This window comes from Enterovirga sp. (genome assembly GCF_035325185.1).
Lineage (GTDB): Bacteria > Pseudomonadota > Alphaproteobacteria > Rhizobiales > Beijerinckiaceae > Enterovirga.
Map to the genome: position 1 here is coordinate 14,837 of NZ_DAOLAJ010000004.1, position 22,431 is coordinate 37,267.

Annotated in this window: 24 protein-coding genes; 22 read left to right on the forward strand and 2 right to left on the reverse strand. The window is 70.4% G+C overall.

Annotation, left to right across the window (positions count from 1 at the left end; all coding sequences use genetic code 11):
- Positions 1–20: 20 nt before the first annotated feature.
- The 8 genes from PKD06_RS01460 (at position 21) to PKD06_RS01495 (ending at position 7,598) form a co-directional block, all read left to right on the forward strand.
- Positions 21–485, forward strand: coding sequence for an NUDIX domain-containing protein (locus PKD06_RS01460; protein WP_324377020.1), 465 nt, complete (start codon positions 21–23; stop codon positions 483–485).
- Positions 486–609: 124 nt separating this feature from the next.
- Positions 610–2,052 (forward strand): HWE histidine kinase domain-containing protein, encoded by a 1,443-nt coding sequence (locus tag PKD06_RS01465; RefSeq protein WP_324377022.1) that lies wholly within the window; start codon positions 610–612, stop codon positions 2,050–2,052.
- An 8-nt stretch (positions 2,053–2,060) separates the two neighbouring features.
- The gene (locus PKD06_RS01470) at positions 2,061–3,263 is read left to right on the forward strand and encodes a CaiB/BaiF CoA-transferase family protein (protein ID WP_324377024.1); all 1,203 of its coding nucleotides are present in this window, start codon (positions 2,061–2,063) and stop codon (positions 3,261–3,263) included.
- Complete coding sequence (locus PKD06_RS01475) at positions 3,263–4,198, forward strand: hydroxymethylglutaryl-CoA lyase (RefSeq protein ID WP_324377026.1); 936 nt, start codon at positions 3,263–3,265, stop codon at positions 4,196–4,198. The genes PKD06_RS01470 and PKD06_RS01475 overlap by 1 nt, the downstream gene beginning before the upstream one ends.
- An 80-nt stretch (positions 4,199–4,278) precedes the next feature.
- Positions 4,279–5,229, forward strand: a complete 951-nt coding sequence (locus PKD06_RS01480) for a metallophosphoesterase (protein WP_324377029.1) — start codon at positions 4,279–4,281, stop codon at positions 5,227–5,229.
- A gap of 41 nt (positions 5,230–5,270) precedes the next feature.
- Positions 5,271–6,329: a nicotinate-nucleotide--dimethylbenzimidazole phosphoribosyltransferase gene (cobT, locus tag PKD06_RS01485; RefSeq protein ID WP_324377031.1), complete on the forward strand. Its 1,059-nt coding sequence runs from the start codon at positions 5,271–5,273 to the stop codon at positions 6,327–6,329.
- Positions 6,319–7,077, forward strand: coding sequence for an adenosylcobinamide-GDP ribazoletransferase (gene cobS, locus PKD06_RS01490; RefSeq protein ID WP_324377032.1), 759 nt, complete (start codon positions 6,319–6,321; stop codon positions 7,075–7,077). Before cobT ends, cobS begins: the two co-directional genes overlap by 11 nt.
- Positions 7,074–7,598, forward strand: coding sequence for a tyrosine protein phosphatase (locus tag PKD06_RS01495; protein WP_324377034.1), 525 nt, complete (start codon positions 7,074–7,076; stop codon positions 7,596–7,598). Before cobS ends, PKD06_RS01495 begins: the two co-directional genes overlap by 4 nt.
- On the opposite strand, the gene PKD06_RS01500 is transcribed toward PKD06_RS01495, so the two are convergent.
- Positions 7,559–8,188 (reverse strand): 2-hydroxychromene-2-carboxylate isomerase, encoded by a 630-nt coding sequence (locus PKD06_RS01500; RefSeq protein WP_324377036.1) that lies wholly within the window; start codon positions 8,186–8,188, stop codon positions 7,559–7,561. The genes PKD06_RS01495 and PKD06_RS01500 overlap by 40 nt on opposite strands.
- Before the next feature lie 130 nt (positions 8,189–8,318).
- Positions 8,319–10,955: an ATP-dependent chaperone ClpB gene (gene clpB / locus PKD06_RS01505; protein ID WP_324377038.1), complete on the reverse strand. Its 2,637-nt coding sequence runs from the start codon at positions 10,953–10,955 to the stop codon at positions 8,319–8,321.
- Positions 10,956–11,278: 323 nt separating this feature from the next.
- Here clpB and sppA point away from each other — a divergent pair, with 323 nt between their 5' ends.
- The 14 genes from sppA (at position 11,279) to PKD06_RS01575 (ending at position 22,358) form a co-directional block, all read left to right on the forward strand.
- Complete coding sequence (gene sppA / locus PKD06_RS01510; protein ID WP_324377040.1) at positions 11,279–12,247, forward strand: signal peptide peptidase SppA; 969 nt, start codon at positions 11,279–11,281, stop codon at positions 12,245–12,247.
- Between the two features lie 10 nt (positions 12,248–12,257).
- A complete protein-coding gene (locus PKD06_RS01515) occupies positions 12,258–12,545 on the forward strand; it encodes an integration host factor subunit beta (protein ID WP_324377042.1) in 288 nt (95 codons plus the stop codon).
- 127 nt (positions 12,546–12,672) lie between these two features.
- Positions 12,673–13,017 carry a lipopolysaccharide assembly protein LapA domain-containing protein gene (locus PKD06_RS01520; protein WP_324377044.1) on the forward strand — a complete coding sequence of 115 codons (345 nt, stop codon included), beginning with the start codon at positions 12,673–12,675 and terminating at the stop codon, positions 13,015–13,017.
- Positions 13,018–13,056: 39 nt separating this feature from the next.
- Positions 13,057–13,827, forward strand: a complete 771-nt coding sequence (ubiG, locus tag PKD06_RS01525; protein ID WP_324377046.1) for a bifunctional 2-polyprenyl-6-hydroxyphenol methylase/3-demethylubiquinol 3-O-methyltransferase UbiG — start codon at positions 13,057–13,059, stop codon at positions 13,825–13,827.
- Entirely contained in the window at positions 13,824–14,249 is a 426-nt protein-coding gene (gene arfB, locus PKD06_RS01530; RefSeq protein WP_324377049.1) for an alternative ribosome rescue aminoacyl-tRNA hydrolase ArfB, read from the forward strand. The genes ubiG and arfB overlap by 4 nt, the downstream gene beginning before the upstream one ends.
- Before the next feature lie 121 nt (positions 14,250–14,370).
- Entirely contained in the window at positions 14,371–14,994 is a 624-nt protein-coding gene (locus PKD06_RS01535; protein WP_324377051.1) for a glutathione S-transferase family protein, read from the forward strand.
- 53 nt (positions 14,995–15,047) lie between these two features.
- Positions 15,048–15,455 carry a cupin domain-containing protein gene (locus tag PKD06_RS01540; RefSeq protein ID WP_324377053.1) on the forward strand — a complete coding sequence of 136 codons (408 nt, stop codon included), beginning with the start codon at positions 15,048–15,050 and terminating at the stop codon, positions 15,453–15,455.
- A 159-nt stretch (positions 15,456–15,614) separates the two neighbouring features.
- Positions 15,615–16,517, forward strand: coding sequence for a LysR substrate-binding domain-containing protein (locus PKD06_RS01545; RefSeq protein ID WP_324377055.1), 903 nt, complete (start codon positions 15,615–15,617; stop codon positions 16,515–16,517).
- A gap of 11 nt (positions 16,518–16,528) precedes the next feature.
- Positions 16,529–17,371: a pyrroline-5-carboxylate reductase dimerization domain-containing protein gene (locus PKD06_RS01550; protein ID WP_324377057.1), complete on the forward strand. Its 843-nt coding sequence runs from the start codon at positions 16,529–16,531 to the stop codon at positions 17,369–17,371.
- Between the two features lie 173 nt (positions 17,372–17,544).
- Complete coding sequence (locus PKD06_RS01555) at positions 17,545–19,098, forward strand: FAD-dependent oxidoreductase (RefSeq protein ID WP_324377059.1); 1,554 nt, start codon at positions 17,545–17,547, stop codon at positions 19,096–19,098.
- A 53-nt stretch (positions 19,099–19,151) separates the two neighbouring features.
- Positions 19,152–19,979: a transporter substrate-binding domain-containing protein gene (locus PKD06_RS01560; RefSeq protein WP_324377140.1), complete on the forward strand. Its 828-nt coding sequence runs from the start codon at positions 19,152–19,154 to the stop codon at positions 19,977–19,979.
- A 36-nt stretch (positions 19,980–20,015) separates the two neighbouring features.
- Positions 20,016–20,762: an amino acid ABC transporter permease gene (locus tag PKD06_RS01565; protein ID WP_324377060.1), complete on the forward strand. Its 747-nt coding sequence runs from the start codon at positions 20,016–20,018 to the stop codon at positions 20,760–20,762.
- Entirely contained in the window at positions 20,759–21,589 is an 831-nt protein-coding gene (locus tag PKD06_RS01570; protein WP_324377062.1) for an ABC transporter permease subunit, read from the forward strand. Before PKD06_RS01565 ends, PKD06_RS01570 begins: the two co-directional genes overlap by 4 nt.
- Positions 21,579–22,358: an amino acid ABC transporter ATP-binding protein gene (locus tag PKD06_RS01575; RefSeq protein ID WP_324377064.1), complete on the forward strand. Its 780-nt coding sequence runs from the start codon at positions 21,579–21,581 to the stop codon at positions 22,356–22,358. The genes PKD06_RS01570 and PKD06_RS01575 overlap by 11 nt, the downstream gene beginning before the upstream one ends.
- The last annotated feature ends 73 nt before the right edge of the window (positions 22,359–22,431 follow it).

Below are 22,431 nucleotides of genomic sequence, written 5' to 3' on the forward strand. Positions count from 1 at the left end.
TCCCGCTCGCCGGGGCGGCCGTGAGCGGGCGGGCGCCGCTCCTCTTCCGTGCGCTGCATGCATGGTTCCTGGTCTCGCGCGGCCTGACGCTGGGCGTGCGGGGCGCGGTGATCGACGAGGCGGACCGGGTCCTCCTGATCCGCCACACCTATGTGAAGGGCTGGCACCTTCCGGGCGGCGGGGTCGAGATCGGCGAGACGGCGCTCGACGCGCTCGGCCGCGAGCTGCGGGAGGAGGCCAATATCGAGCTGACCGCGCCGCCCGTCCTGCGCGGCATCTGCTTCAATACCCGCTCCTCCCGGCGCGACCATGTCCTCGTCTACGAGGTGCGCGCCTTCCGGCAGACCGGCCCGAAGCGCGCGGACCGCGAGATCGCCGAGGCCGCCTTCTTCGACATCGAGGCGCTTCCGGAAGGGACCACGGAGTCCACCCGGACCCGCCTCGCCGAAATCCAGGCGGATGCGCCCGTCGCCGTCCGATGGTGAGAGACGTCTCGCCTCCGGCGCGCCTCGATGGTAGAGCACGGGGGATGGGGGAAGGGCGCATGTCGCGCAGGGCGAGGCGGGCCGGACGGTCCGCGCGGTCCCCTGGAGGATGCGACGGCCGGCCGTGACGCTCGACGACCCCAATCCCGAAGCGGTCGCCATCCTGGCCTCGCCCGCGGGCGAGGCGGCCCTGATCGCCGACACGCTGAGCCAGGCCGGCCTCGCTTCCGTCACCTGCGCCGATCTCGGCTGCCTCGTCTCGCGGATCGCGCGTTCCGGCCTCGCCGTCCTGACCGGGCCCGCCATCGATTCGGCCGATCTCTACGACCTGTCCACCCTCGTCTCCGCCCAGCCCGACTGGTCGGACTTTCCCTTCATCCTGCTCACCTCCGCCGCCGGCGACGAGGCCGCCCGCGACACGGAGGCGGAGAGGCTGATCCGGCTCCTCGGCAACGTGACCGTGCTCGAATGGCCGTTCCATCCGATGACCTTCGTCAGCATCGTGCGGACGGGCCTCGCGAGCCGGCGCCGGCAATACCAGCTCCGCGACCGCATGGAGGCGCTGGAGCGCAGCCGGGCGGCGATCGCCGAGGGCGAGGAGCGGCTCAAATTCGCGGTGGCGGCGGGGCGCCTGGGCCTCTGGGAGCTGAGCCTCCCCGACCACCGCCTCCTCGCCTCGCCTCTCTGCAAGGCGAATCTCGGCCTCCCCGCCGACGCGCCGCTCGACTACGAGGGGCTGCTCGCGATCATCGAGCCGGAGGACCGCGAGCGGCTGCTCCGGGCGGCCCAGGCGGCCATCGAAAGCCGGGCCGACTATGCGGTCGAATGCCGCCTCTCGACCGGAAGCGGCCTGCCGCGCTGGGCGGAGATCCGCGGCCGGGCCACCTATGACGGCGACCGCCCGACCGGGCTGGTCGGCCTCTGCCTCGACATCACCGAGCGCAAGGATGCGGAGGACCGCCAGCACCTCCTGATCCGCGAGCTGCACCACCGGGTGAAGAACACGCTCTCGACCGTCCAGGCCATCGTCGGCGCGACGGCGCGAGGCGCCACGAGCATCGACCAGTTCTATCACGACTTCACCGGCCGGATCATCTCCCTCGCCAACACGCATACGATCCTCACCGAGGAATACTGGCAGAAAGCCTCCATCCACGAGCTTCTCGCCAAGGAGCTGGACCTCTACGACAACGGCAGCGCCCGGGTGCGGGTGAGCGGCCCCGTGCTCGAACTGCCCTCGGGCTATGCGGTGCCGCTCGGCATGGCCTTCCACGAGCTGACGACCAATGCCGCCAAATACGGCGCGCTCGCCCATGGCCAGGGCTATGTCGCGGTGGATTGGACGGTCCAGGCCGAGACGGAGCCCGCGCGGGTGCATCTCGCCTGGACCGAGCATGACGGCCCGCCCGTCGCGCCGCCGACCCGCCAGGGCTTCGGCACGCGGCTCCTCCAGCGCATCCTGACCGCGCAGATGAGCGCCGAGGTCGGCATCGATTACGATCCCGGCGGTTTGCGGGTATCGGTGACCTTTCCCCTGCCCGACGCGGGACAGGGCGGGGCAGCTTAGGGGTTCTCATGGATCGGGAGGAACGGCGGGGGCCGCTCGCCGGGATCAAGGTCGTCGAGCTGGGCCAGCTCATCGCCGGGCCCTATGCCGGGCGGCTTCTGGCCGAGTTCGGGGCGGATGTCGTCAAGATCGAGCCGCCGGGCATCGGCGACCCCTTGCGCAAATGGCGCGTCATGCACGGCGATACCTCGCTCTGGTGGTATCTCCAGGCCCGCAACAAGCGCTCGGTGACGGCCGATCTCAGGACGCCGGAGGGGCAGGAGATCGTGCGCCGCCTCGCCGCCGAGGCCGATATCCTGATCGAGAATTTCCGCCCCGGCGCCATGGAGAAATGGGGCCTCGGCTGGGAGGCCCTGTCCGCCCTCAATCCGCGGCTCGTGATGCTGCGCATCTCGGGCTACGGGCAGACCGGGCCCTATGCGGAGCGGCCCGGCTTCGGCGTGATCGGCGAGGCGATGGGCGGCATCCGCTACACGACCGGCTCGCCCGACCGGGCGCCGTCCCGCGCCGGCATCTCGATCGGCGACACCCTCTCCAGCCTCTACGGGGTGATCGGGGCGCTGATGAGCGTGATCCACGTCGTCAGGAACGGCGGCAAGGGGCAGGTGGTGGACGTGGCGCTGACCGAGAGCGTCCTCTCGGTGATGGAGAGCCTGATCCCGGAATACGGCGTCGCGGGCACGATCCGCGAGCGCTCGGGCGGGGCGCTCCCGGGCATCGTGCCGACCGACGCCTACCCTTGCGCGGACGGCTACGTGCTGATCGCCGGCAACGGCGACAGCATCTTCAAGCGCCTCATGGTCCGGGTCGGCCGGCCCGACCTCGCCGAGGATCCGCGCCTCGCCCGCAACGACGGCCGCGTGGCGCAGGTCGCGGCCATCGACGCGGCGATCGCGGACTGGACGCGCGGGCGGAGCATCGCCGAGGTCATCGAGGCGATGACCGAGGCGTCCGTGCCCGTGGGACGCATCTACAACGCAGCCGACATCGTGGCCGACCCGCATTACCGGGCGCGCGACATGATCGTCGAGGCGAGCCTGCCGGACGGGACCGCGATGCCCGTTCCGGGCATTTCCCCGAAGCTCTCGGCGACGCCGGGCGCCATGCATGCGCTCGGCCCCGCCCTCGGCGCTCATACGGACGAGGTGCTCGTCGAACTCGGCTATCGCGCAGACGAGATCGCCCGGATGCGCCGGGAGGGAATCGTCTGATGGCCGGGCCGGAGGCGCCGCGCGTCGCGCTGCACGAGGTCGCCCCCCGCGACGGCCTCCAGATCGAGCCCGTCTTCGTGCCGACCGAGCGGAAGATCGCCTGGATCGACAGCCTGTCGGAGACGGGAATCGCAAAGATCGAGGCGACGTCCTTCGTCTCGCCGAAGCACGTGCCCGCTCTCGCCGACGGCGAGGAGGTGCTGCGGCGCATCCGGCGCAGGCCGGGCGTCCGCTACGCGGCCCTGATCCCGAATGCCCGGGGCGCGGAGCGCGCCGCCGCCGCGAAGCCCGACGAGGTGAACGTCGTCATCTCCGCCTCGGAGACGCATAATCGCGCGAATCTGCGCATGCCGCGCGCGGCCTCCTTCGCCGCCCTTGCGGAGATCCGGCGGGCTCTCGAGGGGTCGGGCGTCGACCTCACCTCGAGCGTGGCGACAGCCTTCGGCTGCCCCTTCGAGGGCCGCGTCGATCCGAAGGCGGTGCTCGACCAGGTCACCCGCCTCCTGGACGAAGGCTGCCTCGCCGTCACGCTCGCCGACACGACCGGCATGGCCAATCCGCTCCAGGTGAAGCGGCTCGTCGGCGAGGTGCTGGCGCGCCATCCCGGCCTCCCCCTGACGCTTCATTTCCACAACACCCGCGGGGTCGGCCTCGCCAACGCGCTGGCGGCCTGGGAGGCGGGCGCGACGCGGTTCGACGCGGCGCTCGGCGGACTCGGCGGCTGCCCCTTCGCGCCCGGCGCGACGGGCAATGTCTGCACCGAGGATCTCGCCAGCATGTTCGAGGAGATGGGCGTCGCGACGGGCATCGACCTCGACCGCCTCGTCGCCCTCTCGCAGGAGCTTCCGGGGCTCGTCGGCCACGACGTTCCCGGACAGGTCCGGGCGGCCGGCCGGCCGATGAAGCTCCACCCGCCCCCGGCCTACGCCGCCTGAGCCGCGGCCCGTCCATTCTGCCACAGGCCCGCCGGCACGGCTTGACGGCAGCGTCTTCGCGGCGCGAGGGTCACGCCCCCATGTTCCGCTTCGCCCACCTGACCGATCCCCATGTCGGCCCCCTCCCGCGGCCCGCCCTCAGGCAACTCCTGGGCAAGCGCCTGACCGGCTACGTCAACTGGCGGCGCGGCCGGCACACGGCCCATTGCATGGACGTCCTCGCGGCCCTCGTGAAGGATCTGCGCGAGCAGGAGCCGGACCACATCGTCTGCACGGGCGACATCTGCAATCTCGGCCTCGCCGGCGAATGGTCCTCCTCGCGCATCTTCCTGGACGGCCTCGGGACGCCCGAGACCGTGAGCTTCGTGCCGGGCAACCACGACGCCTATGTGCCGGGCTCCCTTGCCGGACTGCTGCTGGCGGTCGATCCTTTCACCCGCGGCGACGAGCCGGGAGCACACCGCTTCCCCTATGTCCGGCGGCGCGGGCCGGTCGCCTTCCTGGGCCTGTCCTCCGCCGTGCCGACGGCGCCCTTCATTGCGAGCGGCCGGCTCGGGCGGCGCCAGATCGAGGAGGCGGAGGCGATGCTCGCCGCGCTCGCCCGCGAGGGCCTCGCGCGCGTCGTCATGATCCACCATCCGCCGCATGTCGGGGGCGCACCCGCGACGCGCAACCTCGTCGATGCCGATCGCTTCGAGGCCATGATCGGCCGGGTCGGCGCCGAGCTGGTGATCCACGGCCACAACCATGTCGGCTCGGTCGCGATCCTGCGCGGGCCCGCCGGCCCCGTGCCCGTGGTCGGGGCTCCCAGCGCCTCCGCGCGCGGGGGGATCGTCGTCCACCGGGCCGGCTACCACCTGTTCAGCGTCGAGGAGGCCGGGGCGGGATTCGCGATCACGGCGGAGCTGCGGGGCCTCGGCCCCACGGGAAGCTTCACCTCGCAGGGCGCCGTCGACCTCACCACCGGCAGCGGCTGGGGCAGCCGCCGGCCCCGCCGCCGGCCCGCCTTGGCACCTGCCGCCTCGCCCTGAGGCGCGTTTGACGTCCCGGGCCGGGCGGGACACTAAGCGCCATGGATGCCTCCTCCCGGCGCTCGCCCGTCCCGATTCCCGCCGCCGACCCGGAACTGGAGGCGAGGCTGCGGGACGCCGTCGCGGCCAAGGCGAAGCCGCCCGGCTCGCTCGGGCGGATCGAGGATCTCGCCGTCCGGCTCGGAACGATCCGCGGCAGCGCCCGCCCCGCCGCCGGGAAGGCGACCCTGCTCCTCTTCGCGGGCGATCACGGCCTCTGCGAGGAGGGCGTCTCGGCCTATCCGCAGGCGGTCACGGCCGCCATGGTCGCGACCTTCCTCTCCGGCCGGGCCGCGGCCTCCTGCTTCGCCCGCACGGTCGGGGCGGAGGTCGTCGTGATCGATGCCGGCGTCGCGGCCGACCTGTCCGGGATGGCAGGCCTCGTCCACGCCAAGGTCCGGGCGGGTACGCGCAACGCCGCCCGCGAGCCGGCGCTCACGCCCGCCGAGGTCGAGGAGGCGCTGGCGCGCGGCGCGGCGGAGGCCCGGCGCGCGGTGCGGGACGGCGCCGACATCCTCCTGGTCGGCGAGATGGGGATCGGCAACACCGCCTCCTCGGCTCTCCTGATGCATCGCCTGCTGCCGGCCCCGCTCGCGCTCTGCATCGGCCGCGGCGCGGGCCATGACGAGGCCGGGCTCGCCCGCAAGCGCGCCGCGATCGAGAAGGCCGCCGCGCGCAGCGCCGCCACGGACCCGCTTCGCGTGCTGGCCGAATTCGGCGGGCTCGAGATCGTCATGATGGCCGGCGCGGTGCTGGGAGCGGCGACGGAGCGGCGGCCGGTCCTGGTCGACGGCTTCATCGCCAGCGTCGCCGCGCTCGCGGCTTTCCGGCTCGCGCCGGAGGCGGAGGCGAGCCTCTTCTTCGCCCACCGCTCGGCCGAGGCCGGGCACGACCTGCTCCTGCGCACGCTCGGCGCCGCGCCCCTGCTCGATCTCGGGCTGCGGCTTGGGGAGGGAACGGGCGGGCTCCTGGCCCTGCCGCTGCTGCGGGCGGCGGCCGCGATGCTGGCGGAGATGGCGACGCTCGACGAGGTCCTCGCGGGAGCCCCCGGTGGGGGTTGATCTGGCAGGAGAGGCCCGGCTGCTCGGCGCAGCGCTGACGACCCTGACCCGGTTGCCGTGCCCCTTGCCCCGGCTGCGGGCGGATTGGCTGGCCCGCGCCGCCAAGTTCTTTCCCTTGGTCGGCGCGCTCGTCGGCGCGCTCGCGGGCGCGGCGATGTGGGGGGCGGCGCTGCTCTGGCCGAGCCCCGTCCCGGCGCTCCTCGGCATCGGGGCGGCCCTTCTCCTGACCGGGGCTCTGCACGAGGACGGGCTGGCCGACGTCGCCGATGCCGCGGGCGCGCGGGAGCGGGAGCGCAAGCTCGCCATCATGAAGGATCCGCGGCTCGGCGTCTTCGGGGGGCTCGCGCTGATCGTGGTTCTCGGCCTGAAGGTCGCGGCGCTGTCGAGCCTGCCGCCCGAGCGCGCCGCGGCCGCGCTCGTCGCCGCCGGCGCCGCCTCGCGTCTCTGGGCCGTGGTCGTGATGAGCCGGGCCGGCTATGCGGGCAACCGGGACCTCGCGAAGCTCGACCACGGCATCGAGGGCCCGCGGACAGGCGAGGTCGCCCTCGCGGTCGCCTTCGCGCTCCCGCCCCTTCTCCTTCTCGGAGAGAAGGCGGCCCTCGGCGGCCTCGCCCTCTCCGCGCTCGCGGCGGGGCTCGTGGCCGTGCCCGTCTGCCGGGCGCTCGGGGGCTATAGCGGGGACGTGCTGGGCGCCGTGATCGCGACGAGCGAGACGGCCTTCCTCCTCGGCGCCGCGATCCGGCCGTGAGCCGCCTCCTCGTCTGCCCGACCGCCCATGCCGCCGCCGTCGCGCAGGAAGAGGCTCCTTCGCACGAAGCGGGCTTCGCCGCGCCGGGCGATCTTCCGGCCCCGCCGCGCGCAAATCCGGCCGGGACGCGGCGGCTGGACCTCGTCTTCCACGACATTGCCGAGCCCCGGCCGGGCCTTCTCACCCCGGCGCGGGCCGACATCGCCGCGCTGCTCGCCTTCGGGCGCTCCTGGGATGAAGCGCGCCCGCTTCTTCTTCATTGCCGCATGGGGATCAGCCGCTCGACCGCGGGCGCGCTGATCCTCGCGGCCGCCGCGCGGCCGGGGACGGGCGAGGAGAGGCTGGCCGCCGCCCTGCGCGCCGCCGCTCCCTGCGCCACCCCCAATGCGCGGATGATCGCGCTGGCCGACGACCTCCTCGGCCGGAGCGGACGCCTGATCGCCGCCGTGTGCGCGATCGGGCGCGGCGCGGATTACGCGCCCTACCGGATGCTCGCGCTCGACCTGCCCGCCAGGGACTGAGCCCAGGCGAGGGCGCGCTCCAACCGGTCATTGCCCCAGAACAATTCGCCGTCGGCGGCCACGAAGCTCGGGGCGCCGAAGATGCCGCGGGCGACGGCCGCCTCGTTCTGCGCGCGCAATCCCGCCTTTGCCTCCTCGGCCTGCGCTTGCGCGAAGACCGCATCCGCATCCTGGCCGGCCTCCTCCAGCGCCGCGCGCATCACCTCGGGCTCGGCGATGGAGCGGCCCTCGCCGAATTCCGCCCGGAACAGGGCGCGGGTGAAGGCCGGCCCCCAGTTCTCCTGCCCGAGGAGCGCGATCCGGGCCGCGAAGAGCGAGTTCTGGGGAAAGGGCGCGGGCCGCCGCAGCGGCAGGCCGAGCGCCTCGGTCTCGCGCTCCATGTCCCGCCACATGTGCCGGCCCTTGGCGGGGTAGAGGTTGAAGGGCGAGGTGTTCCAGCCCTGCTGCACGAAGATCGGGCCGAGAAGGAAGGGCCGCCAGAGCAACGCGACGCCCGCCTCCTCGGCGAGCGCCCCGATCCGCATGGCGGCGAGATAGGAATAGGTCGAGGCGAATTCGTACCAGAATTCGAGGGTGGGCTTCGCGGTCATCCAGGAGCCTCGGGGTCCGAAGGCGTCCGGCTTGGAACGGATGGGAGGCCCAGTCAAACCCCTGTCATTTTCGCTCCGGCCGAGGATGACAGAGGAGTCCCCGCCGCCGGGAAGGCGGCGGGGATGATGCTCAGTTCAGCGTCGCCCCTGCGGGACGCTTCTCCCCGCTCACCGTCACGTCGCCGATCATGAGCCCGGCCGGGCCGAGCTTGACCGGCACCGTCTCCCCGTCGTGGATCTCCCCGCCGAGGATCAGCTCGGCGAGCGGGTCCTGGACCGACTTCTGGATCACGCGCTTGAGCGGGCGCGCGCCATAGGCCGGGTCGTAGCCCTTCTCGGCCAGCCAGCCGCGGGCGGTGGGGTCGAGCTGGAGCGTGATCTTGCGCTCGTCCAGGAGCTTCTGGAGGCGGGCGATCTGGATGTCGACGATCGCCCCCATCTCGCTCCGCTTGAGGCGGTGGAAGAGGATGATCTCGTCGATCCGGTTCAGGAATTCGGGCCGGAAATGGCCGCGCACCACCGCCATGACCTCGTCGCGGACCGCATCCGTGTCCTGCCCCTCGGGCTGGGTCACGAGGAATTCGGCGCCGAGATTCGACGTCATGATGATGAGCGTGTTCCTGAAATCGACCGTCCGGCCCTGCCCGTCCGTCAGGCGCCCGTCGTCGAGCACCTGGAGGAGGACGTTGAACACGTCCGGGTGCGCCTTCTCGATCTCGTCGAACAGCACCACCTGGTAGGGCCGGCGGCGGACGGCCTCGGTGAGGGCGCCGCCCTCCTCGTAGCCGACATAGCCGGGAGGCGCGCCGATCAGCCGGGCGACCGAGTGCTTCTCCATGTATTCCGACATGTCGATCCGCACCATCGCGTTCTCGTCGTCGAACAGGAACGAGGCGAGCGCCTTGGTCAGCTCCGTCTTGCCGACGCCGGTCGGCCCGAGGAACATGAAGGAGCCGATCGGCCGGTGCGGATCCTGGAGGCCGGCGCGGGCGCGGCGGACGGCGGTCGAGACCGATTTCACGGCCTCTTCCTGCCCGACCACGCGCTTCGACAGCGCCCCCTCCATGCCGAGCAGCTTCTCCCGCTCGCCCTCCAGCATCTTGTCGACCGGGATGCCGGTCCAGCGCGAGACGACGCCGGCGATGTGGGAAGGCGTCACCGCCTCCTCCATCAGGCCCGAGCCGTTGCCGCGCGAGCCGTCCTCGCCGCGGGCCTCGATCTCCGCCAGCTCCTTCTCGATGCCGGGGATGATGCTGTAGGCCAATTCGCCCGCCTTCTGGTACTGGCCGGCGCGCTGCGCCTGGGCGAGGTCGTTGCGGGCCTCGTCGAGCTTCTTCTTCAACTCCGCGGCGCGGCCGAGCTTGTCCTTCTCCGCCCTCCAGCGGGCCGTGATGGCGGCCGACTGCTCCTCGAGATCGGCCAGTTCCTTCTCGAGCCGCCCGAGCCGGTCCTTCGAGGCCGCGTCGGTCTCCTTCTTCAGCGCCTCGGCCTCGATCTTCAGCCGCACGACCTCGCGGTCGATATTGTCCAGCTCCTCGGGCTTCGAATCGACCTGCATGCGCAGGCGCGAGGCCGCCTCGTCGACGAGGTCGATCGCCTTGTCGGGCAGGAAGCGGTCGGTGATGTAGCGGTTCGACAAGGTCGCCGCCGCGACGAGCGCCGAATCCTGGATGCGCACGCCGTGATGCTGCTCGTATTTCTCCTTGATGCCGCGCAGGATCGAGACGGTGTCCTCGACCGAGGGCTCGGAGACGAAGACGGGCTGGAAGCGCCGCGCCAGCGCCGCATCCTTCTCGACATGCTTCCTGTATTCGTCGAGCGTGGTCGCGCCGACGCAATGCAGCTCGCCGCGCGCGAGGGCGGGCTTGAGCAGGTTCGAGGCGTCCATCGCCCCGTCCGCCTTGCCGGCGCCGATCAGCGTGTGCATCTCGTCGATGAACAGGATGATGCCGCCCTCGGCCGCCGTGACCTCGGAGAGCACACCCTTCAGCCGCTCCTCGAACTCGCCGCGATACTTGGCGCCCGCGATCAGCGCGCCCATGTCGAGCGCGAGCAGCTTCTTGTCCTTGAGGCTCTCGGGCACGTCGCCGTTGACGATGCGCAAGGCGAGGCCCTCGACGATCGCCGTCTTGCCGACGCCGGGCTCGCCGATCAGGACCGGGTTGTTCTTGGTGCGGCGCGAGAGCACCTGGATGGTGCGGCGGATCTCCTCGTCGCGGCCGATGACCGGGTCGAGCTTGCCCTCGCGCGCCGCCTCGGTGAGGTCGCGGGCATATTTCTTCAGCGCGTCATAGGCGTTCTCGGCCGAGGCGTTGTCGGCCGTGCGTCCCTTGCGGAGAGCGTTCACGGCGGCGTTGAGATTCTGCGCGGTCACGCCGGCGGCCGACAGCATGCGGCCGGCATCGGTGTCCTTCTCGATGGCGAGCGCGAGCAGCAGGCGCTCGACAGTGACGTAGCTGTCGCCGGCCTTCTTGGCGATCTCCTCGGCCGTGTCGAAGACGCGCAGGATCTCGCGCGTCGCCTGGGGCTGCGACGCATTGCCCGAGACCTTGGGCTGTTTCGCGAACCAGAGGTCGACGGCCTTGCGCGCTTCCGCGGAACTCCCTCCCGCGCGATCGATCAGGCCCGCGCAGAGCCCTTCCGGGTCGTCCAGCAGCACCTTCAGGAGGTGAGCCGGCTGGAACTGCGGATGGCCCTCCCGCATGGCCAGCATCTGGGCGGACTGGATGAAGCCCCGCGCGCGCTCGGTATATTTTTCGATGTTCATGGAAACCCCTCGCCCGGCGAGCCGCCCGAACGAGGCACGGATCGCCGTACAAAGATGCCCGGCCGGCAACCGTGGCCCCGGACGAGCGCCGGCCCCGATGGGCGCCGGCTCGATACATCTGGTGTGTCCTTGAAGCTACACAAGGCCCCGCCGCGACAATCCTTCCCCGCCAGCACCTTGCGGATCTCTCCCCCTGTCATCCCGGCCGGGGATGACAGGGGGGATCTCGAACACCGTGGTGGACCGCTCGGAGCGCTTGCGGCGGCGGGCGGCTCGGCGCTAGTTTGCCCGGCCCGCGAGACCGGGCTGGACGGGACCCCCGAATGGCCGCCGACGCCGAGATGATCGCCGACCGCCGCAGGCTGCGGCGGAAGCTGACCCTGTGGCGCGTGCTCGCGGTGCTCGCGCTCATGGTCGCCGTCGGCACGGTCGGCCTCGTGGCGAGCGGCCGGGCGCGGGAGATCGGGCAGGGCAAGCAGATCGCCCGCATCAGCGTGTCGGGGATGATCACCGGCGATTCCCGCATGGCCGACCTCTTCCGGCGGGTCGGCGACAGTGCCGCCGTGTCCGGCGTCGTGATCTCGATCTCCTCGCCCGGCGGCACGACGACGGGGTCGGAGGAACTCTATCGCGGCATCCGCGTCCTCGCCGGCAAGAAGCCCACCGTCGCCTTCGTCGACGGCACGGCGGCCTCCGGCGCCTATATCACCGCGCTCGCGGCGGACCGGATCGTGGCGCGGGAGACCTCGCTCGTCGGCTCGATCGGCGTCCTGTTCCAGTATCCGGACGTCTCCAAGCTCCTCGGCACCCTCGGCGTCGGGGTGGAGGAGGTGAAGTCGAGCCCGCTCAAGGCCGAGCCCTCGGGCTTCAAGCCGACCTCGCCCGAGGCGCGCGCCGCCCTCCAGGCCGTGGTCAACGACACCTATGCCTGGTTCAAGGATCTCGTGAAGTCGCGCCGCGGCCTCACCGACCAGCAGCTCGCCGCGGTCTCGGACGGGCGCGTCTTCAGCGCCCGCCAGGCCATGCCGCTCAAGCTGGTCGACGAACTGGGCACCGAGCGCGACGCGATCGCCTGGCTGGAGCGCGAGCGGAAGGTCCCGGCCAACCTCCCCGTCCGCGACTGGAAGGCGACGGGGCCGTCCCGGTTCTCCCTGTGGTCGGCTGCGGCCTTCGGGGCCGACGCCGCAGGGCTCGCGGGGCTCGCCGAGGCCATCCGCACGGCCGCCGACCCGGCCGGCCGGGTCGAGATGAGCGGGCTTCTGGCCCTCTGGCAGCCCCGGCTCGACCCGTGAGGAGCGAAAGATGATCAAATCCGAGCTCATCCTCCGGGTCGCGGCCCGCAATCCGCACCTTTACCAGCGCGACGTCGAGACGATCGTCGGCGCGATCCTCGATACGATCGGCGACGCCCTCGCACGGGGCGACCGGGTCGAGCTGAGGGGCTTCGGCGCCTTCTCGGTGAAGAAGCGCGACGCGCGGGCCGGCCGCAATCCCCGCACCGGGGCCGCGGTCGAGGTCGGCGAGAAGCGGATCCCGGTCTTCAAGACCGGCAAGGACATGCGCGAGCGGCTCAACGCCGCCTCGCGCTAGAGCATGATCCCCAAAAGTGGATGCCGGTTTTTGGAAAAGATCATGCTAAAACAAAAAGATGGAGCGCGATGACGATTCAGCGAAGCGTCGTCGCGCTCCAGGACAACTCCAGCCCGCCGGACCGAACATGATCCAACTCCTCAAAGCCCTCCTGCTGCTGCCGATCGCACTGGTCCTCATCCTGCTCTCGGTGGCCAACCGGGCTCCGGTCCTGTTCTCGCTCGATCCCTTCGACCGCGGCACGCCGGAACTCGCCTTCCACATCCCGCTCTACATGCTTCTGCTCGGCGCGCTCGTGCTCGGCGTCCTGCTCGGCGGGACCGGCGCGTGGCTCGCGGGCGGCCACCACCGCCGCCGCGGCCGCGCCTCGCGGCGCGAGGTCAGCCGCCTCAAGCAGGAGACGGACCGGCTGCGCACCCATCTCTCCGCCACGCGCGCCGAGGCGCTGCCGCCGCCCGGCCGCCTCGCCTGAGCCGTGCGGCCGGACCCGGCCGCCGATCGGAATCGCGACGTGTCACGCACAGGCTCCGGCGCCTCCCGCCCGGCTTCGACCCTCCTCGCCGCCGAGGTCGACAAGTTCGACCGGCTGGCGCGCGAATGGTGGGATCCGGCCGGGCCCATGCGCCCCCTGCACCGCCTCAATCCGGTGCGGCTCGCCTTCCTGCGCGAGGAGGCGTGCCGGCATTTCGGCCGCGAGCCGCGCACGCCCTTCCCCCTGGCGGGGCTGATGGTGCTCGATGTCGGCTGCGGGGCGGGCCTCCTTTCCGAGCCCGCGGCGCGGCTCGGGGGCACGGTGACGGGCCTCGATCCCGCCCCCGGCATGATCGAGGCGGCGCGACGCCACGCCGCGGAATCGGGGCTCGCGATCGATTACCGGGCCGGCACGGTCGAGATGCTCGCCGCCGAGGGCGCGCAATTCGACCTCGTGGTCGCGATGGAGGTGGTCGAGCACGTGGCCGACGTGCCGCTTTTCCTGCGCGCCTGCGCCCAGGTGCTGCGGCCCGACGGCCTTCTCCTCCTCTCCACGATCAACCGCACCCTGCGCGCCTTCGCGCTCGCCATCGTCGGGGCGGAATACGTGCTGCGCTGGCTGCCGCGCGGCACGCATGACTGGGAGAAATTCGTCACGCCCGCCGAATTGCGCGAGGCCGCCGAGGCGGCCGGGCTCACGGATTTCCGCACGCGCGGCATGGCCTTCCATCCGCTCGAGGATGCCTGGCGCCTCTCGGGCGACACGGCGGTCAACTATCTCGCCGGCGCCGCGAAGCCCGCCGCGCCATGATCCCGGTCACCGCGCGCATCTCGCTCGACGAGGGCGAGATCGAGGAGAGCTTCGTGCGGGCCTCCGGGCCCGGCGGGCAGAACGTCAACAAGGTCTCGACCGCCGTCGAGCTGCGCTTCGACGCGGCGCGCTCGCCGAGCCTGCCCGAGGGGGTCCGCGCGCGGCTGCGGGGCCTCGCCGGGCGGCGCATGACGCGCGAGGGGATCATCGTGATCGACGCCCAGCGCTTCCGCACCCGCGAGCAGAACCGGGCGGATGCGCTGGAGCGGCTGCTCGAACTGATCCGGGCGGCGAGCATTGTCCCGAAGACGCGGCGGCCGACGCGCCCGACCCTCGCCTCCAAGGAGCGCCGCCTCGCCGGCAAGGAGAGGCGGGGCCGCATCAAGACGCTCCGCCAGTCCCGGCCCGAGCGGCACGACTGATCCTTCGAGAGCGTGACGGCGCTTCCTTGAAGCGCCGTCACGCTCTCTCTTGTTATTTTAGCATGGTCTTTTCCAAAAACCGGTATCCACTTTTTGGGATCATGCTCCAGGAGATCGCGACATGAGCGACGCACTGATCCTCTACACGAACCCGCAATCGCGCGGGCGCATCGCGCGCTGGATGCTGGAGGAGGTGGGGCGGCCCTACGAGACGGTGCTGCTCGACTACGAGACCACCATGAAGGCCCCGGACTATCTTTCCATCAACCCGATGGGAAAGGTCCCCGCCCTCCGCCACGGCGACGCGGTCGTGACGGAGACCGCGGCCATCTGCGCCTATCTGGCCGACGCCTTCCCGGAAGCCGGCCTCGCGCCGCCGCATGGCGATCCGGCGCGGGGCCCCTATTATCGCTGGATGTTCTTCGCGGCCGGGCCGCTCGAGGCGGCCGCCACCAACAAGGCCCTGGGCTTCGAGCTGCCGCCCGGCCGCGAGCGCATGGCCGGCTACGGCACCCTGGCGCTTGTCCTCGACACGCTCGAAGCCATGCTCTCGCAGGCCGAATATGTCGCGGGCGGGCGCTTCTCGGCCGCCGATCTCTATCTCGGCTCGGGGCTCGGCTGGGGCATGCTGTTCGGGACGGTCGAGAAGCGGCCGGCCTTCGAGCGCTATTGGGAGCGCCTCGCCGCGCGCCCCGCCTATAAGCGCGCCGCCGAGATCGACGACGCCCTCGCCGCGGGAGCCTGAGGGCGCCCTTCCTGCGCCGACCGGATCATCCGCCAAGCCACGGAGACATTTCCATGGACATCAAGCGCGCCGAGCAGAAGCCCACCAGTCGCGCCTCCGCCGACTGGTTCACCGGGATCGTCTGGCATGAGCCGGTCGTCGAGACGCCGCCCCCGGCCCGCACGCGCGCGGCCCGCGTCGCCTTCGCCCCCGGCGCGCGCACGAACTGGCACACGCATCCCCTGGGCCAGACGCTCTATGTCCTGCACGGCATCGGCCATGTCCAGAAGAAGGGCGGGCCGGTCGAGGTGATCCGTGCGGGCGACACGGTCTATATCCCGCCGGACGAGAAGCACTGGCACGGCGCTTCTCCCGGCCACGGCATGGTGCATCTCGCCATCCAGGAATTCGACGGCGAGAAGCAGGTGACCTGGATGGAGCCCGTCACCGACGAGGAATATGCCGTCGCTCCCGGGCCCTGATCCGAAGTCCGGCCGGCCGGGGCGGCCCGTCTCGTCGCGAGCGGGGCCGTTCGACCCCGCCGGCCTTCGAGAGAAGCCGCCCATGCCCGCCCGCCGGATCGAGGTCCCTTGCGTCCGGCCGGGCGATGTCGTCCCAGTGCTGGGGCAGGCTCCCCCGTCATGAACATCCTTTATCTCTCCGCCTTCCGGGCCATCATGCTGACCGGCACCGTCAGCGCCGCGGCGGAGCTTCTGGGCCGGAGCCAGCCTGCCGTCAGCCGCCTTCTCGACAAGCTCGAGCGGGAACTCGGGGTCGCCTTGTTCGAGCGCCGGCGCGGCCTGATCACGCCGACCTCGGTCGCGCAACTGCTTCTGGACGAGATCGAGAGGGCCTATGTCTCCCTGGATTCGCTGAAGAGCTTCGCGGCGCGGGTCGCCGAGGGAGAAAGCAGCCGCATCCTCACGGCCGCCATGCCGGCGCTCGCCCTTCAGTTCCTCCCGCGGGTGCTCGGCGAGTTCCGCAAGGAATGGCCGAACACCAAAGTCCTCATGAACGTGACCCTGTCCGTCAAGGTCGAGGAATGGGCGGCTTCCCAGCAGATCGATCTGGGCCTTGCGGAGACGCCGTTTCGCAGGTCTGGCTTCCGCGCCGAGACTTTCAGCGACTTCCCCTATGTCGCGGCCGTGCCGGCCGGCCATCCCCTGGCCGGCAAAGCCCGCCTGGAGCCCGCCGATCTCGCCGATTTTCCCTTCATCTCCTGGGCGCCGTTCACTTCCGCCGGCCAGCTGGTCGCCCAGGCGTTCCGGTCGTGCGGCGTCAAGCACGAGCCCGCCTATGAGACGAATGTCTCGGCGGCCACCTACGAAATGGTCAAGCAGGGCATCGGGGTCGCGCTGATCGACCCCTATACGGCGGTGGCGGGGCTCGACGAGCGCGTGCGCCTGATCCCCTTCTCCCCCGCGATCCCGTTCAATGTCGGCCTCCTGAGACCGGAATCGCGGCCGGCCAACCGGGCGCTGGAGGCATTGCTCGACCTGATGGCCGCCGAGCGCGACCGGCTCATGACGCGTCTGCCGCGCTAGAGGCTGCCGACATGCCTGATCGTCCCTCGAGGATCCTCATCGTCGGAACGGGCCGCCTCGCCGAAGTGCTCGCGCGGGCGAGCGTTCGCGCGGCCCCCTCGAGCGAGGTCGCGATCCTGGGACGCAATCCGGTCGCCCGGGACAATCTTCTCGCGTCCATTCCCGGCCTTTTGCCGGGGAGCGTCGCCTTCGCCTCCCGTGCCGAGTTGATCGTGCTGGCCGTCCTGCCGCAGGCTTACCGGGACGTCGTCCTGTCCCTCGCGCCTCACCTGTCCCCCTCGGCCATCGTGACGAGCGTGACCAACGGCGTCGCTCTCGACGAGATCGGGCATTGGACGCGCAATCCCGTCGTCAAGGTCATACCGACCATCGCCCAGTCGATCGGCCGGGGCTCGGCGCCGGTCGTCGCCGGGCCGCGCGCGACGCCGGGCGATCTCGCTCTCGTGTCGGGCTGGCTCGGAGGGTTCAGCCTTCCCGTCGCCGTCGAGGAGCAGGATATCCGCCTCGCCTCGAACGTCTCCGGATCGGCCGTGGCGATCGTCGCCCGCTTCGCCCGGGCCTTCGTCGACGCCAATGCGCGGCGCTCCTCCTCGCTCGGGCGGAGCGCCCTCGACGCGATGATGGCGGAAACCCTGGTGGCGGTCGGAGAACTGATGCGCGCGGGCGTCGATTTCGAGCAGGCCGTCGAGGCGACGGCGACGCCGGGCGGCGTGACCGAAGCGATGCTCCGCCCCCTGGCGGCATCCGTCGACGCGCTGTGCCGGGACATGGTGGATGCCGGTTTCTCGCAGCAGGCCCTGATGCAGGGCGGGACGCTCCCGGCCGATGGCGACGGACCGGTCGCCGCGACGTGATCATCCAGCCGCAGTTGCGGGCCCCCCGGCCCGGGGCGCGCGCCGCGCAGGGGCGGCCGTTCTTCCCGCCATATACTTTTTTAGCATAACGATCTCCGATAATTCGATTTTGAGCATTTCAATTTTGACGCTTAACTCTCTGGGCCGGCCTCTCGGAGAGCCGCCCGCAGGGCATGACGTTGGAATTCACCGCCCGAAACAGCTTCGATGTCGTCGTCATCGGCGGCGGCATCAACGGGACGAGCGCCGCGCGGGAGCTTGCCGCGTCTGGCTTCCGCATCCTGTTGGCCGAACAGGCGGATCTCGCCGGCGGCGCCTCGGGCCGATCCTCGCGCATGCTCCATTGCGGGCTGCGCTATTTCGAGACGCGCCATCCCGTCAGGACCTTCGCCCGCTTCCCCTCGCGGCTGGCGGGGGCGATCGGCATGGCGCGGGCCGCCATGCAGGCGCGCGCGGAACTCGTGCGCGTGCAGCCCGAGCGGTGCAAGCCGCTCACGATGTGCTTTCCGCTCTATCGGGGGGAGGAGGTCCGGGGCTGGCACCTCGATCTCGGCTTCGCCCTCCTCGGACGCCTCGGCCCGCCGGCGCCTCCCCTCGACTACCGCCGGGTGAGGAGCGCGATCGAGCGGCAGGTCCCGCTCGCGGCCGACCTGCGGGACCGGCAGAAGCTGGCCTCGATCGCGACCTATCGCGAATACATGATCGACTGGCCGGATCGGATCTGCGTCGATGCCGCTCTCGACGCCGAGCGGAACGGGGCGGAGCTTCGCCTGTTCACGCGGGCGAAGCTCGGCGAAAGGCGGGACGACGGCTGGACGGTCGACTTGACCGGCCGATCGGGAGAGACCGAGACCATCCGCGCACGCGTGGTCCTGAACCTGGCAGGGACCTGGATCGACGAGGTCTGCCCCCCGGCGCGGCGGAAGGCCGATTCGCCGCTGGTCCTGGGCACGAAGGGTGCGCATATCGTCGTGCGCCTGCCGGACCGCTACAGGGGGCACGGCGTCGCCACGCTCCACCGGCAGGGGATGCCGTTCTACTGTCTTCCCCTCGATGACGACTTCTTTTTCTTCGGCCCGACCGAGACATCTTTCACGGGCGACGCGGGCGAGGCGCATGCGACGCCCGCGGATATCGATTTCCTTCTCGGCGAGGCCAACCATCTCCTCCCCGGCCTGGGCCTGACCCGGCGGGACGTCGCCTTCACCTGGGCCGGCGTGCGGCCGCTGACCTACGATCCCGGGCAGCCCATGGGGCGCAGGACGCGCGAGATCCACGACCTCGGCACCGCCGGATTGCCGGGAATCCTCGCCATGACGGCGGGGCCGGTGATGAGCCACCGGAGCGCAGGCCGGGAGTTGCGGGACGCCGCCGCGGCCTTGCTCGGAGGCGAGCGCCCGAGCCCTGCCGCGCGGGCTTCGGAGAGCGCCGCGCCCGTGCCCGCCGCCGGGAGCAGGCCGTTTCCGCGGGATGCCTTCCGGCGGGCGGTATCGGCGGAACATGCGCGGGACCTGCCGGGTATCCTGTACACGCGGACGGCCTATGCCTGGGGGCGGCATCTTGGCCGCGACGAGGTCGAGGAGGCGGCCGACTGCGTCGCCGACCTGCTCGGCTGGGACGCCGACGAGGTGTCCGGGCAGGTCTCGGCGTTCCTCGCATACCAGGATCGAACGTTTCCCAAGGGAGGCGTCGACAAGAGCCCCGGCTCGCGAGCCGGGATCGCATGAGAGAGGGGAGACACAGGATGGCAACGACGCAATTTTCGGGGCGCTTCTGCGCCATGGCTGCCGCGCTCGTCGGATCCCTATGCCTGCTGGGCGCGGGACAGGCGCAGGCGGATGAAGGCCGTCTGAAGGAGATCCTCGACCGCGGCACGGTGAGGGTCGGCGTCCAGGGCGCGTTCAAGCCCTGGTCGTTCCCCGCCCCGGACGGCTCGCTCCAGGGCATCGAGGTCGATCTCGGCAAGAGCGTGGCCGACACGCTCGGCGTGAAGTTCGAGCCCGTCGTCGTCACCTCGGCGAACCGGATGCAGATGCTCCAGCAGGGCAAGATCGACCTGATCCTGGGCGGCATGTACGACACCGCCGAGCGCCGCAAGATCGTCGGCATCATCGAGCCTGCCTATTGGACCTCCGGCCCGAGCCTGCTCGCCAGGAAAGGCGTGATCAAGGACTGGAAGGACATCGCCAACAAGCCCGTCTGCGGCAAGCAGGGCAATTACTACAACAAGCAGATCGAAACCGAGCTGAAGGCCAAGCTGACCGCCTTCGCCGGCAACACGGAAGGCAAGGAAGCCTTGCGGGCGGGCAAATGCATCGCCTGGGTCTATGACGACGTCAGCATCATGGCCGATCTCGAATCCCCCGACTGGAAGGACTACGAGATGCCCGTGCCCGTGCTCTACAACAATCCCTGGGCCGCCGCCGTGCCGATCGAAGAAGTGAACAAGGGCTGGGGCGTCTTCATGACCGGCATGGCGTATCGCTGGCAGGCCGAGGGCAAGCTCATCGACCTGGAGAAGAAATGGGGGACGAAGCCCTCGGCCTGGTTCGTCGAGCAGCAGAAGAAGCTGAAGTGGGATACGACCTATCTCGCTCCGAAGAACTGACCGCATTCCCGGCAGCGCTCGTCCCTCATCGACGCCATGCTCAATCTCATCGCTCCATACTTCAAGCAGCTCCATGAGAGGACGGGGCTGAATTTCAATATTTTCTACGATCAATACGAATACGATCGTTTCATGACGGGCGCGAGCAATTCGCTGCAACTGATCTTCTGGTCGCTCTTGCTCTCGCTCGTCATCGGCGTGCTCGGCGCCTGGGCGCAAACCGCCCGGCGCCGCGCCGTGCGGATCGGCATGGACGCGTATATCCAAGCGTTCCGCAATACCCCGCCGATGATCCAGCTTCTGTTCTTCTTCTTCGGACTCGGGGCGTTCACGCCTTCGATCGACATGGGCGGCTATTCGCAGCCGATCATCTCGTCCTTTGCCTGGGCGGTCATCTCGCTCGGGATTTTCGGCGGCGCCTTCAACGTCGAGATTTTCCGCTCCGGCCTCGAGGCCGTGCCGGACTCGACCCTGGAGGCGGCGGAAAGCCTGTGCTTCTCGAAATGGCAGACCTATCTCTACATCACGCTGCCCCTGGCTTTCAGGATCAGCCTGCCGGCGCTGACGAATAACCTCGTCAGCCTCGCCAAGACGACATCGCTCGCCTACGTCATCGCCGTCCCGGAGATGACCTACGTCCTGAACCAGGTCTGGTCGGACAACGTCAATGTCCCCGAGATGATGCTGGTGCTGTTTCTCTTCTACATCACCGTCGTGACGCTGCTGGCGAGCGCCCTGCATTTTCTCGAGCGGAAGCTCGTCCTCCCGGGATACGGGCAATGACCCGGACGCCCTATCGCCTGAACCGCGAATGGCTCGGCGAGGCGCGCCTGTCGTCCTTCGTCGACGGGCGCCTCGGTCTCTGCCTGGCTCTCGCCTTCGGATTGTCCCTCGCCTCGGCCTCGGCACAGTCGGCGGGCGCCGCCCCGCCGTCCGCGCTCGAGACGCTGCTCGTGTGGCTTCCCTTCATCCTGAAGGGATTCGTGCTCAATCTCGTCATGAGCGTCTTCGCCATGGTGCTGGCGACGTTTTGCGGCATCGGCCTCGGGCTGATGCAGATCAGTCTCCTGTGGCCGGTCCGAACCTCGTCCCGCTTCGTGACGCATCTGCTGCGCAATTCCCCCTGGATCGTGATCCTGTTCATCGTGATGTACATGCTGCCGGCGGAGATCCGCATGCCGGGAGGCGCCAAGGTCGCGATCCCGGACTGGATCAAGGCCACCGTCGCCTTCGCCCTGCCGGTCATGGGCAGCATCAGCGAGATCGTCCGCGGCGCGGTGCGCTCCATCCCGACCGGGCAATGGGAATCCGCCGAAGGGCTCGCCTTCACGCGGGGGCAGACGCTGCGCCTGATCATCCTGCCGCAATGCGTGAGGCGGGCGATCCCGCCCTGGATGAACTGGTATGCGCTCCTGACGCTCTCGACGCCGATGGCCTCGATCTTCAGCGTGCACGAAGCCGTTTCGAACGCGCAGGCGGCGATGGAGGCGGCGGGAGCGAGGCCGGAACTGCTCTTCCCGTTCTACCTTTTCCTGCTCTGCCTCTTCTTCGCCTATATTTATCCCATCGCGCTTTGGACGCGAAGGCTCGAGCGTAAATATGCCGCCTGACAGCAAACCGGCCGTCTCGCCCCGCGCCTGGCCCGCGGACAAGCCGATCGTCTCGCTGCGGGACGTCCACAAGTCCTTCGGCACCGTCGAGGTCATCAAGGGCATCAGCTTCGACGTCGCCAAGGGCGAGGTCGTCTGCATCATCGGGCCCTCGGGCTCGGGCAAGTCGACCCTGATCCGCTGCGTCAACGGGCTGAGCCCGTTCCAGCGCGGCTCGATCACGGTCGAAGGCCAGGAGGTCAACGATCCGAAGCTGGACAAGCTCGCCCTTCGGCGGAAGGTCGGGATCGTCTTCCAGCAATACAACCTGTTTCCGCACAAGACCGTGCTGGAAAACGTCATGATGGCGCCGGTCAAGGTCCTGCGCGAGCCGAAGGCCGAGGTCGAGGAGCGGGCGAGGGCGCTCATCAGGAAGGTCCGGCTGACGGGCAAGGAGAATGCCTATCCGGGCCAGCTCTCCGGCGGCCAGCAGCAGCGGGTGGCGATCGCCCGCAGCCTCGCCATGCGTCCCGACGTGATGCTGTTCGACGAGGTCACGGCCGCGCTCGACCCCGAGACCGTCAAGGAAGTGCTCGTGACCATCAAGGAACTGGCCGCGGAGGGCATGACCTGCATCCTCGTCACGCATGAAATGGGCTTCGCGCGCGAAGTCGCCGACCACATCTATTTCACCGATGGAGGTGTCATCGTGGAGCACGGACCTCCGGCCGAATTCTTCACCAACGCCAAGGATCCGCGGACGAGGCAGTTCCTCAGCCAGGTTCTTTGAGCCGAAGCCGCCCGCAAATTCTTCAGATCACGGACAGGCCGTCAGGAAAGGGCTGGCGCCGGGAGGGGCTCCG

Bases quoted from the DNA above. Each gene is read 5' to 3' on its own strand.
- PKD06_RS01470 (WP_324377024.1), top strand. From the start codon at position 2,061: ATGGATCGGGAGGAACGGCGGGGGCCGCTCGCCGGGATCAAGGTCGTC.
- PKD06_RS01475 (WP_324377026.1), top strand. From the start codon at position 3,263: ATGGCCGGGCCGGAGGCGCCGCGCGTCGCGCTGCACGAGGTCGCCCCC.
- PKD06_RS01480 (WP_324377029.1), top strand. From the start codon at position 4,279: ATGTTCCGCTTCGCCCACCTGACCGATCCCCATGTCGGCCCCCTCCCG.
- cobT (WP_324377031.1), top strand. From the start codon at position 5,271: ATGGATGCCTCCTCCCGGCGCTCGCCCGTCCCGATTCCCGCCGCCGAC.
- PKD06_RS01500 (WP_324377036.1), bottom strand. From the start codon at position 8,188: ATGACCGCGAAGCCCACCCTCGAATTCTGGTACGAATTCGCCTCGACC.
- clpB (WP_324377038.1), bottom strand. From the start codon at position 10,955: ATGAACATCGAAAAATATACCGAGCGCGCGCGGGGCTTCATCCAGTCC.
- sppA (WP_324377040.1), top strand. From the start codon at position 11,279: ATGGCCGCCGACGCCGAGATGATCGCCGACCGCCGCAGGCTGCGGCGG.
- PKD06_RS01515 (WP_324377042.1), top strand. From the start codon at position 12,258: ATGATCAAATCCGAGCTCATCCTCCGGGTCGCGGCCCGCAATCCGCAC.
- PKD06_RS01520 (WP_324377044.1), top strand. From the start codon at position 12,673: ATGATCCAACTCCTCAAAGCCCTCCTGCTGCTGCCGATCGCACTGGTC.
- arfB (WP_324377049.1), top strand. From the start codon at position 13,824: ATGATCCCGGTCACCGCGCGCATCTCGCTCGACGAGGGCGAGATCGAG.
- PKD06_RS01535 (WP_324377051.1), top strand. From the start codon at position 14,371: ATGAGCGACGCACTGATCCTCTACACGAACCCGCAATCGCGCGGGCGC.
- PKD06_RS01540 (WP_324377053.1), top strand. From the start codon at position 15,048: ATGGACATCAAGCGCGCCGAGCAGAAGCCCACCAGTCGCGCCTCCGCC.
- PKD06_RS01545 (WP_324377055.1), top strand. From the start codon at position 15,615: ATGAACATCCTTTATCTCTCCGCCTTCCGGGCCATCATGCTGACCGGC.
- PKD06_RS01550 (WP_324377057.1), top strand. From the start codon at position 16,529: ATGCCTGATCGTCCCTCGAGGATCCTCATCGTCGGAACGGGCCGCCTC.
- PKD06_RS01555 (WP_324377059.1), top strand. From the start codon at position 17,545: ATGACGTTGGAATTCACCGCCCGAAACAGCTTCGATGTCGTCGTCATC.
- PKD06_RS01560 (WP_324377140.1), top strand. From the start codon at position 19,152: ATGGCTGCCGCGCTCGTCGGATCCCTATGCCTGCTGGGCGCGGGACAG.
- PKD06_RS01565 (WP_324377060.1), top strand. From the start codon at position 20,016: ATGCTCAATCTCATCGCTCCATACTTCAAGCAGCTCCATGAGAGGACG.
- PKD06_RS01570 (WP_324377062.1), top strand. From the start codon at position 20,759: ATGACCCGGACGCCCTATCGCCTGAACCGCGAATGGCTCGGCGAGGCG.
- PKD06_RS01575 (WP_324377064.1), top strand. From the start codon at position 21,579: ATGCCGCCTGACAGCAAACCGGCCGTCTCGCCCCGCGCCTGGCCCGCG.